This window comes from Komagataeibacter rhaeticus (genome assembly GCF_011611525.1).
In the GTDB taxonomy this organism is placed as follows: domain Bacteria; phylum Pseudomonadota; class Alphaproteobacteria; order Acetobacterales; family Acetobacteraceae; genus Komagataeibacter; species Komagataeibacter rhaeticus.
Genome location: NZ_CP050139.1, coordinates 939,357 through 952,824, shown reverse-complemented (window position 1 = coordinate 952,824; position 13,468 = coordinate 939,357). Strand labels below are relative to the sequence as shown.

The 13,468-nt window shown below is 58.5% G+C and carries 11 protein-coding genes and 4 pseudogenes; 11 read left to right on the top strand and 4 right to left on the bottom strand.

Going from position 1 to position 13,468, the window contains the following annotated elements; genetic code table 11:
* Nucleotides 1-350: 350 nt before the first annotated feature.
* Entirely contained in the window at nt 351-2,537 is a 2,187-nt protein-coding gene (gene recD2, locus GWK63_RS04430; RefSeq protein ID WP_110581322.1) for an SF1B family DNA helicase RecD2, read from the bottom strand.
* Nucleotides 2,538-2,778: 241 nt separating this feature from the next.
* On the opposite strand from recD2, the gene GWK63_RS04425 reads away from it, so the two are divergent.
* The 8 genes and pseudogenes from GWK63_RS04425 to GWK63_RS04390 all read left to right on the top strand — a co-directional run bounded on the left by GWK63_RS04425 (nt 2,779) and on the right by GWK63_RS04390 (nt 8,494).
* Nucleotides 2,779-2,967 (top strand): hypothetical protein, encoded by a 189-nt coding sequence (locus GWK63_RS04425; protein WP_070325067.1) that lies wholly within the window; start codon nt 2,779-2,781, stop codon nt 2,965-2,967.
* 13 nt (nt 2,968-2,980) lie between these two features.
* Nucleotides 2,981-3,848 (top strand): annotated as a pseudogene (locus tag GWK63_RS04420) (recombinase family protein); the annotation flags it as partial.
* Between the two features lie 91 nt (nt 3,849-3,939).
* Nucleotides 3,940-4,509: pseudogene (locus tag GWK63_RS04415) on the top strand (IS110 family RNA-guided transposase); the annotation flags it as partial.
* Nucleotides 4,510-4,676: 167 nt separating this feature from the next.
* Nucleotides 4,677-4,979, top strand: a complete 303-nt coding sequence (locus GWK63_RS17455; protein ID WP_166498131.1) for a hypothetical protein — start codon at nt 4,677-4,679, stop codon at nt 4,977-4,979.
* A 129-nt stretch (nt 4,980-5,108) separates the two neighbouring features.
* The gene (locus GWK63_RS17450; RefSeq protein WP_166498130.1) at nt 5,109-5,357 is read left to right on the top strand and encodes a hypothetical protein; all 249 of its coding nucleotides are present in this window, start codon (nt 5,109-5,111) and stop codon (nt 5,355-5,357) included.
* A 1,410-nt stretch (nt 5,358-6,767) separates the two neighbouring features.
* A complete protein-coding gene (locus GWK63_RS04400; RefSeq protein ID WP_039999474.1) occupies nt 6,768-7,565 on the top strand; it encodes a hypothetical protein in 798 nt (265 codons plus the stop codon).
* 180 nt (nt 7,566-7,745) lie between these two features.
* Nucleotides 7,746-7,877: pseudogene (locus GWK63_RS04395) on the top strand (IS21 family transposase); the annotation flags it as partial.
* Nucleotides 7,878-8,056: 179 nt separating this feature from the next.
* Complete coding sequence (locus tag GWK63_RS04390) at nt 8,057-8,494, top strand: ATP-binding cassette domain-containing protein (RefSeq protein ID WP_223846693.1); 438 nt, start codon at nt 8,057-8,059, stop codon at nt 8,492-8,494.
* A gap of 50 nt (nt 8,495-8,544) precedes the next feature.
* Here GWK63_RS04390 and GWK63_RS04385 read toward each other — a convergent pair.
* Together GWK63_RS04385 and GWK63_RS04380 are read right to left on the bottom strand one after the other, a co-directional pair.
* Nucleotides 8,545-9,465 (bottom strand): annotated as a pseudogene (locus GWK63_RS04385) (ParB/RepB/Spo0J family partition protein); the annotation flags it as partial.
* Nucleotides 9,466-9,693: 228 nt separating this feature from the next.
* Nucleotides 9,694-10,017, bottom strand: coding sequence for a hypothetical protein (locus GWK63_RS04380; protein ID WP_139064305.1), 324 nt, complete (start codon nt 10,015-10,017; stop codon nt 9,694-9,696).
* Between the two features lie 894 nt (nt 10,018-10,911).
* Between GWK63_RS04380 and GWK63_RS04375 the strand changes: the two genes are divergently transcribed.
* Both GWK63_RS04375 and hpxZ read left to right on the top strand, forming a co-directional pair.
* Nucleotides 10,912-11,364: a hypothetical protein gene (locus tag GWK63_RS04375; RefSeq protein ID WP_007399361.1), complete on the top strand. Its 453-nt coding sequence runs from the start codon at nt 10,912-10,914 to the stop codon at nt 11,362-11,364.
* Nucleotides 11,365-11,389: 25 nt separating this feature from the next.
* Nucleotides 11,390-11,779, top strand: a complete 390-nt coding sequence (hpxZ, locus tag GWK63_RS04370; RefSeq protein WP_007399360.1) for an oxalurate catabolism protein HpxZ — start codon at nt 11,390-11,392, stop codon at nt 11,777-11,779.
* A gap of 48 nt (nt 11,780-11,827) precedes the next feature.
* Here hpxZ and GWK63_RS04365 read toward each other — a convergent pair whose 3' ends face one another.
* Entirely contained in the window at nt 11,828-12,640 is an 813-nt protein-coding gene (locus GWK63_RS04365; protein ID WP_007399359.1) for a hydroxyethylthiazole kinase, read from the bottom strand.
* 175 nt (nt 12,641-12,815) lie between these two features.
* On the opposite strand from GWK63_RS04365, the gene GWK63_RS04360 reads away from it, so the two are divergent.
* Complete coding sequence (locus GWK63_RS04360; RefSeq protein ID WP_007399358.1) at nt 12,816-13,316, top strand: hypothetical protein; 501 nt, start codon at nt 12,816-12,818, stop codon at nt 13,314-13,316.
* Nucleotides 13,317-13,468 lie beyond the last annotated feature (152 nt).

Sequence of the window (13,468 nt, the reverse complement as noted above, 5' to 3'; positions counted from 1 at the left end):
TCTGGCTCGACCTTCTGGTTGGGTTCGGAATTGCCTTCATGAATCTTGACGCTGTCCAGAAAATCTGGATTGCCGCCCGCACCGAACATCATCGTGTCAAGGCCGAAAACCGAAAGCATCGTTGCCCGATCCAAATGATTTATACTCCCTGCCCAGTGGCTTCGGGCGTGTCTTGCTACGGCCAACCTAAGCGCCTGTATTCTTGCTGGTTATTTCCCATAACGATCACCCCACTCTCGGCTCCAAGTGATAGCGGGGGACTGCGCGGACTATGTCCGTTATGCGAAAGGCGAGCCAACCCACTTTTATGTCCGACATGAGGCGGAAGCCGACATGGAGGCATCGCTCCGTCATGCAAAACTACCCGCAAGCCACTCCCTGAGCTTCGACCACCGTCGCCTGCCACCCTGATTGCGCACGGCGATAGCAAGCGCCTTCTTCTGGCCCACGAGCACGACGAGCTTCCGCCCCCGTGTGACGCCGGTGTAGAGCAGGTTCCGCGCCAGCATGGCGTAATGCTGCGTCACCAGCGGAATCACCACCGCCGGGTATTCCGAGCCCTGGCTCTTGTGGATGGTGGTGGCGTAGGCCAGCACCAGTTCGTCCAACTCGCCGAAGCCATAAACGACATCCCGTCCATCGAATGAGACCGTCAGTTCGCCCTCTTCCACATCGATCCTGCCGATAACGCCGAGGTCTCCATTGAAGACATCCCGGTCATAATCGTTGGCGATCTGCATCACCTTGTCGCCCGGACCATAGGTCCAGCCGAACCGCTCGACCTTCACCTCGTCCGGCGGGTTCAGCGCCTGCTGCAATTCGATATTCAGCGACCGCGCCCCAAGGCCACCCCGGTTCATCGGGCAAAGCACCTGCACGTCGCGAACAGGGTCCAGCCCGAACCGCGCCGGGATGCGATCCCTCACCACGGCCAGCAACTTGCGCAGCCCGACCTCGGGCTCGGCCGCCTCCACGAAGTAGAAATCCGATCCCTCTTCCGCGCTCAGTTCGGGCATCCTGCTCTCGTTGATCCGATGCGCATTGGTGATGATCCGGCTCTGTGCCGCCTGACGGAACACCTCGGTCAGCCGCACCACAGGCACGGCGTTGGAGCCGATGATGTCGGCCAGCACCTGCCCCGGCCCGACCGACGGCAACTGGTCCACATCGCCGACGATCAGCAACGCGGCGTTGTCAGGCAAGGCGCGCAGCAGGGATCGCATCAGCAGCACATCGACCATGCTGGCCTCGTCCACGACCAGCAGATCGCAGGTCAGCGGGTTGGTATCATCCCGCTTGAAGGTGCCACTGGCCGGATCCGTCTCCAGCAGTCGATGGATGGTCTTGCCTTCCAGTCCGGTGCTTTCCGACAGGCGCTTCGCCGCCCGACCGGTCGGGGCGCAGAGCTGCACGTCCGTGCCCTTGGCGGTCACGATCTTCAGGATGGCGTTGACCAGCGTGGTCTTGCCCACGCCAGGACCACCCGTGATCACCAGCACCTTGCTGTTCAGGGCAAGGCGCACCGCCTCCTGCTGGCTGGGCGCGAGCGCAAGCCCGGTCTTCCGTTCCACCCAGGTCATGGCCTTTCCAGCGTCGATCTCGGGCCAGGGCGGACGGCCGACGACACAGGCACGCAATCGCTCGGCGATGCTCTGCTCCGCGCGATAGAGACCCGCCAGGAAGATGCATCCCGTCTCGCCCACGCTGTCGGCAATAACGTCGCCCGCCTCCAGCTCCAACGTGAGAGCCGTCTCGATCAGGGGTGCCGCGACCTCCAGCAGTTCGGCGGTGCTGGTCAGCAACTCCCGGACCGGCAGGCCACAATGCCCCTCATCCATGGCCTCGCCAAGCGCGTAGGAGATCCCGGCCCGCACCCGGATCATGGCGTCGGCCGCAATCCCCATCTTCCGGGCAATCTGGTCGGCGGTCTTGAAGCCGATCCCCCGGATGTCCTTCGCGAGCCGGTAGGGGTTCTCGCTGATCAGTTGGACCGCGTCCTGCCCGTAGGTCTTGAAGATCCTTACCGCCCGCGAGGTGCCGACGCCGTTGCTGTGCAGAAACAGCATGATCTCGCGGATCACCTTCTGGTCCGCCCAGCCACCGACAATCCGTTCGGCCCGCTTGGGGCCGATGCCCGTCACCTCCCGCAGACGTCCAGGTTCCTGCTCGATCAGGTCGAACACCGCCTCGCCGAACGCTTTCACCAGCTTCTTCGCGTAGACCGGACCGATGCCCCGGATCATGCCGGAGCCAAGATAGCGCTCGATCCCCTCAACCGTGGTCGGCGGACTGGCTTTGAGAAACTCCGCCTTGAACTGCAACCCGTGGGTGTGATCATTGAACCAGCGCCCCGACATCTGCACGAACTCGCCTGCCGAGATCATGGCGGCATGGCCGACAACAGTGACCAGATCGCGCTGCCCCCGCACCTTCACCCGCAGGACGCAGAAGCCGTTCTCGGCGTTGTGGAACGTCACCCGCTCCACGAGGCCAGCCAGCGCTTCCGTGGGCGAAGAGTCGATGGCGCGCCCGCTCATCCGACCTGCCGGAAGAACGGCACTCCCGTATCGTTCATGACTCGCCCTCCCCTTCCGTGATGCCGCCGTAAGCCAGTATTTGTACGACGCGCCACTATCCGGGACTACCCATAACTACGATTCCGCACTCTGGAGCACGCGCATGCACGCCTTCTCGTATTACCGTTTTCCATTGAAATAACAGTCATCTGTCCGGATCGTGTGTCTGTTTTCCTTGCCTTACGGTCGGAAGAGAGCGACGATGACGGACAGACCCAGCCAGTCCATTGCCACGGCGTATCGGCCGCCCGAGCCCGAGTTGCGGCTCGTCCTGCGCCCCAATGCCCCCGACCCGCGTCTTGTGGCGCTGGTCCGCCTCATGGCCCGTCGTGCGGCACGGGACTGGTTCCGGTCGCAGCAACAGGAGCAGCGCCGCCGCTCCGGACCGTAAGGGATACCCCGTCATGAAGGTCGCGCTCTACGCCCGCTATTCCTCCGACAACCAGCGCGACGCCTCGATCGCCGACCAGCTTCGGGTCTGCCGCACCCACGCGGAGAAGCAGGGCTGGAGCATCGTCGAGGAGTATACCGACCACGCCATCTCGGGTGCCTCCCTGATGCGGCCCGGCATCCAGGCGCTGATCGCGGATGCACAGCGCGGACGGTTCCAGATCGTGCTGGCCGAAGCGATGGACCGTTTGTCCCGAGACCAGGAGGACATCGCCGGCGTCTTCAAGCGCATGAACTATGCTGGCGTGCGGATCGTCACTCTCTCCGAGGGCGAGGTGTCGCATCTGCATGTCGGCCTCAAGGGCACGATGAACGCCCTGTTTCTGAAAGACCTGGCCGAGAAGACGCATCGCGGCCTGCGAGGCCGGGTCGAACAGGGCAAGTCCGGCGGCGGCAATGCCTACGGCTATGACGTGGTGCGCAAGCTCGACGCCAACGGCGAGCCGATCCGGGGCGACCGCACCATCAATCCAGCGGAAGCCGACGTGGTCCGTCGCATCTTCCGCGACTTCGCAGCCGGACTGGGACCACGCGCGATCGCCTTCCGCCTCAATGACGAAGGTATCCCGGCACCGGGCAGTGGTGCGTGGGGCTTCTCGACCATCAACGGCAACCGGCTACGCGGCACCGGTATTCTCAACAACGAGATGTACGTGGGCAGGCTGGTGTGGAACCGCCAGCGCTTCATCAAGGATCCCGACACCGGCAAGCGTCAGCGCCAGCCGGGACACACGCGACACGTCATCGCCCGACCACTTCCGCGAGAAACGCCGCCCCCGTTACCTGTTCTCGGGCCTCAGCAAGTGCGGTTGCTGTGGTGGCTGTTGATTTTCACTGAGAACTGATGGTGTGGACGGCTCCCTGTGGTCCTGAGAGGATGCTGAGGAGTTGAATGTCAGTGAAGGAAACCATCATGCATCAGTTGGTCCGTATCGGCATGGATACCTCGAAAAAAGTGTTTCAGCTCCACGGCGTGGATGCCGAAGAGCGGGTTGCACTAAGCCGGAAACTGAGCCGACATCAGATGATCCGGTTTTTCGAGAAACTGCCGCCGACAGTGATTGGCATTGAAGCCTGTGGGGCCTCCCATCACTGGGCCAGAACCCTTGGCGCGCTCGGCCACGAAGTGAGGCTGATGGCGCCACAGCTTGTCAAACCTTACGTCAGGCGCAGCAAGAATGATGCGGCAGATGCCGAGGCCCTCTGTGAGGCGATGAGCCGTCCAACCATGCGTTTTGTGCCAGTCAAGACGGTTGAGCAGCAGGCAGCCCTCATGCTTGTCGGCATGCGGGAGCGGCTCGTTGGCAGACGTACGCAGCTGGCCAACTCCATCCGGGGATATGCTGCCGAATTCGGATTGACTGCTCCCCTTGGTCTCTCCCGCGTTGAGCCGTTCCTCAGGCAGATTGCGTCCGAGGATATCCTTCCCTCCCTGGCGCGCGAGATGTTTGCACAGATGGCAGAAGAGTATGGTTCCGCAGAGTTCTGCGAAAAATCAATCAAACCGCTTTCTGATTCAGGCTCTGAGATAAAGGCAGCGAAATCAAACTGGCCCGATGGCTTCGATAGAATGTCTCTGGCGACCCGGAAGGGTACAGCCCCCTGCGAGAACAATGCCTCCAGCTTTTCCGCGACTGCCCTATCATAAGGATGGCCCGCAAGGTCGGACAGGGTACGCCCGGAAGAATCGACAAGAAGATAACCTATGCCACGTGGCTGAAGATGCTTGATCGCCGCCAGGCCTTTTTCCACGGTCTGTTGGCGGAACATGTTGAAGATCGGCTTCACCTCAATCACCAGAATCCTGCCCTCCCGGTCCCGGACCACGGCATCGGGATAATAGAGTTTCTCCTGCCCTTCCATCGTATAAGGAAAGGCGACTGGTTGCTCCTGATACCAGGATACCTCTTCCGACCGTTCAAGCCAGGTAAAAACTTTTACTTCCATGCCTGATTCACACATCACCATTCGCCCCAACTTGTCGCTGCGCAGGGGAATTGCGGCTCCCCGGCTTCCTTCAACAGGGGAACGTTTCCGCCCGATCATGTCTTGGGGAGGTGTATTAAAATAGGCGAACTGACCATGCATGATGGCCTTCAAGGCCACATCTGCCCATCGGTCGAGCTTCCAATGCCCGAGCAGTTCCGGATCCCGGCAGGCTTCCATGGCAGCCTGCCCGGCCGCATGGCGCAGGGCGGGCGTCTGACCAGGGGCGCCGGAAGCGATCATCAGCATCAGCGTGAGCTGCTGTGCCGCCACGACATTATCGTTGACGATTTTGACAATGCCGCGGGCCGCCACAGCCGGATTGCTCCAGTCCGCTTTCGGTGACAGTTCAGCCAGCACAATGCGAAGCCGGTCCCTGCTCCCCTTCCTCCGTGGAAGGGCGGCGTTAATCGTTCTAAAAGCCCTGTTGCGCCGCTGTCGAATCCGCTCATGACTCCGGCCCAACTCATGGCTGAGTTGAGCGAGGGTCACATACTCGCCATCTCCTACCAGTCCCAGTAGCCGAAGGGCGATGATCTGATCCATCGGGTCGGACACGCAGCTTTCTACCGAGTTGGCCAGAGCCGCCCGGAACCGGTCTGGCAGTGGATCATCCGATGGAGCCTCCCTGGTTGAAAGGGGCGACATCGCCACGGTCTCACGCAAAAGGACGTTGAGATAATCATAGGCCCGCGCCACTGTAGCAATGGCGCGCCGCCCGGGTGGCGCCAGCTCAGCCTGCTCCTTCAGATTGAGCAGGGTTGCGACAAGTTGATCTATGCCTGCCGAGAGCCGCGTTTCCAATGGCTCTTTCTCCGCATGGATGGCAGCAGAATCAGAAGCAGATGGTGTGGATGGCCCCGTTTCTATCAGACCCAGGCGCTTGAGCCGGCTGCGGATGGCACCAACGCTGCGTTTATGATGGTCCGCCAGTTGATCGACTGAAACGCCGCTTCGAAGCGCCGCTTCCAACGCCTCATCTTCCTCCGGCAACCAGGATTGCCCATGACGGTGCTGCATTTCCCCGATCCGTCGATCCACAATGATGCTCATATAACAATGATTGTCACACGAACGGCAGCTGGATAGGAATTATCTTTATAATGCCCTATCACTTTTACATTCATTTCCCGGATGGGGCCGTAGACCGGCGATGGGTTTCAGGATGTATGCGGGCGGACGGCCATGTCCAGAATGGGCGCCCATACGGTTTTGTGACGGCTGCGGCGATTGCAAGGGCCACGATGTTGATAACCAACGAGGACAGACAGAATGGAACTTGTCCCGTGTTGTCCACAGGTTACGACAGGAGGAATGGAACCTGACTATCAATGCATTTGGAGCATTCTGAACGTCCCTTAACCCACTCTGAGAAGTTCAGGTTGGAAACGCCCGACCTGGCGGCCAATGATGCGCCTCGCCTGGCTTCGGGCAACCTGACGACTTCAGACTCCAGGCGCGATACCATGCGTGCGGGCCGCCTCGTCTGGTTTTGGACCCGTATATCCCTGATCCACATAAGTCAGTTCATCGCGGAACAACGGGTCGAAAGTGGCGCGAAATCCCGTGGTGAGCTGCCAGTTTTTCCCCTTTATGTCATGGATAATGTCCGAACCAGGTCAGGTCGGCAGGGTTGGAATGCATTGACCGCGAGCCGCGCGCGAAGCGCCAGACTCGCGCCCCTACGAACGAGAGCCCGATTCCGGCCAGTTGAGGCCGGGAGACGTCACCAACAAGCCACATAACCATATCAAGATGCCTGTGCCCCTATGGCAAAAGAAGGAACAGGTGGTTTCTATGCTTCACTCTCTCCTACATATCGTTTCAAGAAAAACGCGGCAGACATTAGCCGAGGAAAGCTTTCTTGCCGAACCGTTACCTATCATCATTAGCGAGATTGTCAGGGAAACTGCGCCTGACCGGAGATCAAAACGGGAGAAACAGATCGCTAATTTTTTATGTATATTCATCCCGATTGGTTTAATATCCATAATATTATTTTCAATTTTATTATTGTCATTTATCAAAAAAGAGAGTGCCACATATTCCATCATTCTCTTTATTGTTTTAGGTGCAGAAATTTCTATAATTCCATTGCTCGTCGTTATTTCTCTCCTGGCCCTGAAGGATGTTGTAGGTTTTTTTCGAGATGTACACGAATGGCCGCTGCTTTACGCACAGAAAGAATTGGATGCTGATCGCACATATATCGAGCGTCTCAAACGCAGCACGCTGGCTGATCTGCAAACCGCACGCCGCACCTACGCCAGGAAGTTCGAGGGTCTGACCGGTCGGGCTACCCTGCTCGGTGGGAATCCCGCCAAAGCGGGTCTGGCATGGCTGGCTGTCGGCGCGGCTATCACCGCATGGCAATCGAATATGAAAGAACAAATACTTGAGAAATGGCCTTCACCTATCTGGGCGATGATTATAATTGCCACCAGCTTCGCTCTTTTCTCGTTCTTGATTGCCAGCTCTGCGGAGAAAAGAGTTCGAGCGTTCGATCTTCTCGACCAAGCCATAGAGGAGCGCAAGACAGCCGAGGAACCATGACACGCTATGGCCCCGACTGTTAATTTTCACTGAGCACTGACCCGGGTAGTATGGAAATTCTCATCGAGAACTGACCCATGCCTTCACACTCCCCGGCAGCATCTGCTGGGGGTTTGATGAGTGATCGACATGGAGCTTCTGAGTGTAATCCGTCGGTAGCACTGCCGGGATCATCTTCCGATCCGCGAGATCGAACGCCGGACGGGACTGTCACGCAATACGATCCGGAAATATCTCCGGGCAGAGAGTATTGAGTCGCGTATCCAGGTTCCCGAACGCCCCAGTCGACTGGACCCGTTTGCTGACAGGCTGCCTGATTGACGGTGCGGCTGTTCCGGGATGCCCGTGGAGGCATGACGTCGACTGGTGCAATATGTCCCGGCCGAACCTGGATGGTGGTCCGATCATATGGCGGACAGCGATGAAGTGCGAGGCCTCATGATGTTTTTTGGGCTTGCGGGGCACTATCTTCTCATACACCGCTTTCGCGCCTGTCAACGGGGGAACGCCAGCGACTGGCGCTGCTCCGGGCGATTTTACTGCATCCCGGGGTGCTGTTGCTCGACGAACCCTGTTCCGCGCTGGATGAGACCTCAACCGGCCGGATCGAGCGTGTCCTTCAGGCCTTACAGACGCGGGGAACCGCCATCGTTCTTGTCTCCCATGACATGCGACAGGCCGGGCGTATGAGCGCCTGCAGTCATCCATTTCAAAAACAAAATCGTCCTGACGCCCTCTCTTTCTGCTTCAGGCGTGCATCATGCTACCGGACAGTCATGCAGAAAGGGAGAAATGAATTCTGCTTCGCTGCCGAGTTCATGCTCAATTTCAAGCAGACGGTTAGCCGATCGTCGGCGGCGCCTGGTGCAAAGGCCGTCAATCATGTCCTGGCGAGGCGTAGTCGATGTAATGGTCTACCGCGTTGGTGATCCGCAGCAGTAGGCGCTGGAATAATCCTCTCAATAGCTTCATGTCGTGGATCCGTGCCGTCGATTTCCGCGAACTGCCGGGTATGCCCCCATGAGAAAGACAGGGCCGCCTCAACCCATTTCCAGCCCTCGGCGCGGATATCCTCGGCGGCGGCCGTCAACTTCTCCATGACCAGCCGATCCAGAATGGCGGGATCCTGCAGCCATCCTCCATCATCGGCCTTGAACAGGTCACGCATGATGTGACCACCTGCTGCAACATAGGCCTTCAGCCCCACGAAGCGGGCACGGGCGTCTGAAGCGCGCACGGTCTTTTCCGTCAGCATGCGGCGGATGACATAGGGTTCGCGGTTATGGCTCTGGGACACGATGTCCCAGACCTGTTCCTGGCGGGCATGGTCATCGCTGATGGAAAAGGCCATCAGCGATTCCAGCCGCATGCCGTCCTGCTCATAGATATCCAGCAGCTTGTCGGAAACGGTCATCAGCCGCAGGCGCTGTTTCACCACGGCTGAAGCGACGAAGAACGCTGCGGCGATTTCCTCTTCGGACATGCCTTTTTCCAGTATGTCACGGAAGGCGCGAAACTGGTCCAGCGGGTGCAGGGCCACGCGCTGGAGGTTTTCGGCCAGAGAATCATCCTCGGCAAGAATGGCCGATCCGGCCTCGCGCACGACGCAGGGCACCGGGGCGATCTTCGCCAGCTTCTTCTGCTTCACCAATAGTTCTAGGGCACGGAAGCGACGCCCACCGGCCGGAACTTCATAGGTACCGGTCTCGGTCCCTTCGCCGTCAAGGACGGGACGGACATTCAGGCTCTGCAGCAGTCCGCGGCGTTCAATGTCACGAGCGAGTTCCTCAATCGACAGGCCGGACTTCACGCGCCGCACGTTGGACTGGGACAGCACCAGCCGGTTGAACGGGATATCGCGGGACGAACTCAGGGTGATTTTGGGAATAGCGGTCGCCATGGCGAAAAACTCCATGACGGGCGGACAGGAGACTCTCTCCCATCCTCTCAACCCGTCACGAAAATCCGGGCACCCCTCTGACTCTGCTGGCCGCACCCGAGCCAGCACGCTCTCCTCCTTTCCCGGCAGAAAAATGTCGGCAATTGGGGAGGGAGAACGGAACATCTGCTCTCGCATGAACATCATTAGGTAGCTGCAGTCCTCGATCGGATCAACTACAACCAATTTCTAAAATTGCGTGACTTCCAACCAAATAGGGTCATCGCTTTGCTGCAGCTGCGACATGATTTTACTAGCACGAGATGTTTTTGATCTTTCTGGGATGTAGAGTCTTCCGGACCTGCCATTAGCTTCTTGCAAAAATCCTGAAGAGACAAGAGTGCGTAACACCTTCCCTTGAAGCTTTGCATCTCCATATTCTCCAAGGCCACGTAGTAATGCTTCCTCTTTTCGACCGCTACCAGGCTGAAAGAAGGTTTTTCTCAAAATAGTGACTAGTATTATTTCTGAAGGCTTAAGAGGTGTTTTCCGAATACGAGACACAGTATCCAAGTTCGATTTTTCTCCAATTTCACAATTCTTAACCCAATCAGGAACTTCGCTTCCCGAGACTCCATCTAAAGTCTCAATAATTGAATCGGAAATAATTGTATCAATTGTATTGGAGTTAAATATATTTAATTATCTGATTTCGCATCCCGATAAATGGAGGCCTTCTATTTTCTTTCCTGATAAATCGAGGGTAGAAATGTAACCTCCACATATTTCCGACCCAGAAATATCAATCTCGCCAATCGATGATAACGTAAGTCCACCAATAATATCGCAGTTAAGCGGCCCTTCATTTTTGCCTATTCCATTTTGTATACGCATAACCGCATCAATAATAGTAAATGATTTATTTAGTCTATTTGCAATTATTTCTAGACCAAGGTTTCCTGCTCCATATTTCCATTCTGAACTATTAGGGCCTGTTAGATCTTGAAATTCTTCCCATATTGTAAGGATGGAAGAAGGAGCCGCGCCGCCAGCATATCCCTTCCAGATACTCTCTCTATTCTCTTGTCAAAGACCAAAGCCCAATCGGGCCGAATAACCTAGCAAATCTCACCAGCAACCTCAAGAAGTTTCCCTCAGCGCCGCCGGTGAGTGCGGATATAGGTCCCACCCCCAAAACCGTCAATCAGAAAATGCACATCATTGGAAAAAAATTTCACGCGCCATGATCCAGAAGCCTGAAAAACCCTGCTCTACCGCCCTTCCGGGACCATGGCAGCCTTCACCGCAATATCGGCCAGAACCGATGGCGTGCCGGATTCCGTGAATGGAGACGCCATTTTCCCCTTTCCCGGCATAAATCCTATCTAACTCCCGGTGGACGCAAGCCGACATGTTTTGAGACATATAGGCGGAACCCCATGTAGACATAGCAACAGGCTGGAACCCATGTCCCGATCACCCAAACCATCCGCCCTGATCCAACAGGTCAATGATCATGTAGCCGTCCGCATGACGATCATTTTCGGGAGCATCTGGTGCGTCTACGCCTTTCTTGTCTTTTCCCTCATCCCGCTGGCAGCCCCTGCCTGGCAGAATACGCTGCTCTATATCAGCAACTGCATCCAGCTTGTGGCCCTGCCTGCCCTTATGGTTGGCAATGCGGTCCTGAGCCGCGGCACGGACCAGCGCGCGGCGGAAGACCATGCGGCGCTGATCGAGATCCTGAATGACGTGCGTGCCGAAGTTGGCGAACTGAAGGCCGTCACCAACGATCTGGCCCGCAAGACCGATGCGGCCGCACATCGCCCGCCTTCCGAGGTTGTATCCATTTCGGATGAAGCGGTTATAAATGTGATGGATGAGGCCCCCCGCACGACGGTATCCTCCAGACCTGCATAACCCTAGCCTTCCCGTAGGAACGACCATGCCGCCAGAACTCAATCGTCCAGACATCGTGGCGGAGCTTGCCGCCGTATCCGACCGTTATGAGACCGCACTGGGCAGCAACGACATACCCGTCCTTGATGCCCTGTTTTACCAGGGACCGGAAACCGTGCGGTATGGCGTGGGAGAGATGCTGTACGGATTTGACGAAATAGCCGCCTTCCGCCGTAACCGTCCGGGCGGTTCGCCGCCGCGTGATGTCCTGCGCCGCCATATCACCACCATCGGGACCGATATGGGAACGGTTGACCTGGAATTCCGCCGTCACGGCGGCACGCGCATCGGTCGGCAGAGCCAGACATGGATCCGCACGCCCGATGGCTGGAAGATCATCGCCGCCCATGTTTCCCTTATGGCGGATGTTTCCTGACCCCTTTCCGGACAGGATTTTTCAGACGGCCGCCCCGTAGCGGACCAGTCACCCTGCCGTCTGCTGCAGACGTGACAGGGCATCGACAAACCCCATAGCGAAAGATGCCGTGCCCTGTGCGTTGCGGGCCGCCATTTCGGCGGCGCGGGCATACAGGGCATGGACCGCCACGACCGCGACAGGACGCTCCGGCCCGGCCTGCGTTACGGCAAGGGCCGCCGCGATCAACCCGCCCAGCGCGCACCCGGCCCCCGTAACGGCGGTCAGAAGGCGATGCCCCCCGGGCACGACAACCATCTGGCCATCGGGGGCAAGGATATGGTCTTTCTCCCCGCTTATGGCCACGATCGCGTTACGCTCACGCGCCAGTACCCGCCCCAGCGGCACGGCCTGCGCGATCGTGACCGTGGTTTCCACCCCGCGCGCCGTACTGGCGCCCCCTGCCAGCGCCATGATTTCACTGGCATTCCCCCGGATGACAGCAGGACCACTGCCAGCAAGCTGCCGGACAAGGGCGTCATATTCCGCAACCCCCGCGCCCATGGCCACGGGGTCCAGCACCCATGGCACCTGACTGGCGTTGGCCGCCGCGACGGCAACCTGCATCGCCGCCATGCTGCCGTTGATCAGCCCCGCCGCATTGATCCACACCGCACCGGCCCGGGCGCCAAAACCGCTGGCCCAGCCGGGTGCCGCGCCGATGGCAGGTGCGGCCCCCACCGCCAGAAGCACGTTGGCGCTCAGGGTTGCCGCGACATAGTTGGTCAATCCATAAACAAAGGGGGCCTGCGCCCGAATCTTGCGCCCGATGGCCCGACAGGCCGGATGATCGTAATCCATGGAAACAGGAGAAGGCTGCATTGACCAGGGTCCTTCCACCCCATTGTCGGTCCGTGGGTACCCGACCGGACGGACAGGGGGTTGCCTTTTGATTGTAATGGACTGAAATACAAAGGACGCAGCCGGTCAAGCGTGCCGGCTTGCCCCTTATTTCACATATGCGCCTTTATACGCGGCATATTGTCAGGAACACACCGTGCGCCCAGTCCGCCTTTCCGCCCCTTTCCTTCTTGCCGTTGGGCTACTGGCCGCCCCCTCCGCACGGGCAGCGGATGACGCACTGGGACAGCCAACCGCCAAGCTGTGCTTCGGCCTGCGCGATGTCGCGCTGGCGGGAGGATATTCCTGGGGGAAAGGGCGCCTTTATTTTGGCGGACATTCCTATCCCGTCAGGATCAGTGGCGGTGGCGCGGTCGGAATCGGTTACAGCAGGCTGCGCGGCGAAGGAACGGTGTACAATCTGGCCCGCCTGTCGGACATCAACGGGACCTACTGGTCCGTCCGGGCGGAAGCGACCATTGCCCGTGGCCGTAACGTGGCGGTACTGGACAACAACCATGGTGTGGATATCAAGACCACCATGCACACCACCGGCGCGCATCTGGCCGCGGCCGTGATGCGACTGACCCTGCGTGTGGACCCGGGCGGTGAACGGGTTGAAACCGCGCCCGCCCGCTGCACCTTCCCCATCCATTAACAGACTGCTTTAAAACAGAAAAATTTTTCCGGATGTCGCCTTTTTTCAAGAAGGCGACGCCTCTCGAATCTTTCTGGAAAACGCTTCACCAAAAACTTTCATATGCGTTCGGGATACCGTCCCGACTGGCTTTTCGGATAGCCGTCAGGACT

Coding starts and splice junctions, on each gene's coding strand:
- recD2 (WP_110581322.1), bottom strand. CDS start 2,537: ATGAGCGGGCGCGCCATCGACTCTTCGCCCACGGAAGCGCTGGCTGGC.
- GWK63_RS04425 (WP_070325067.1), top strand. CDS start 2,779: ATGACGGACAGACCCAGCCAGTCCATTGCCACGGCGTATCGGCCGCCC.
- GWK63_RS04375 (WP_007399361.1), top strand. CDS start 10,912: ATGTCCCGATCACCCAAACCATCCGCCCTGATCCAACAGGTCAATGAT.
- GWK63_RS04365 (WP_007399359.1), bottom strand. CDS start 12,640: ATGCAGCCTTCTCCTGTTTCCATGGATTACGATCATCCGGCCTGTCGG.
- hpxZ (WP_007399360.1), top strand. CDS start 11,390: ATGCCGCCAGAACTCAATCGTCCAGACATCGTGGCGGAGCTTGCCGCC.
- GWK63_RS17450 (WP_166498130.1), top strand. CDS start 5,109: ATGCATGATGGCCTTCAAGGCCACATCTGCCCATCGGTCGAGCTTCCA.
- GWK63_RS17455 (WP_166498131.1), top strand. CDS start 4,677: ATGGCCCGCAAGGTCGGACAGGGTACGCCCGGAAGAATCGACAAGAAG.
- GWK63_RS04400 (WP_039999474.1), top strand. CDS start 6,768: ATGCCTGTGCCCCTATGGCAAAAGAAGGAACAGGTGGTTTCTATGCTT.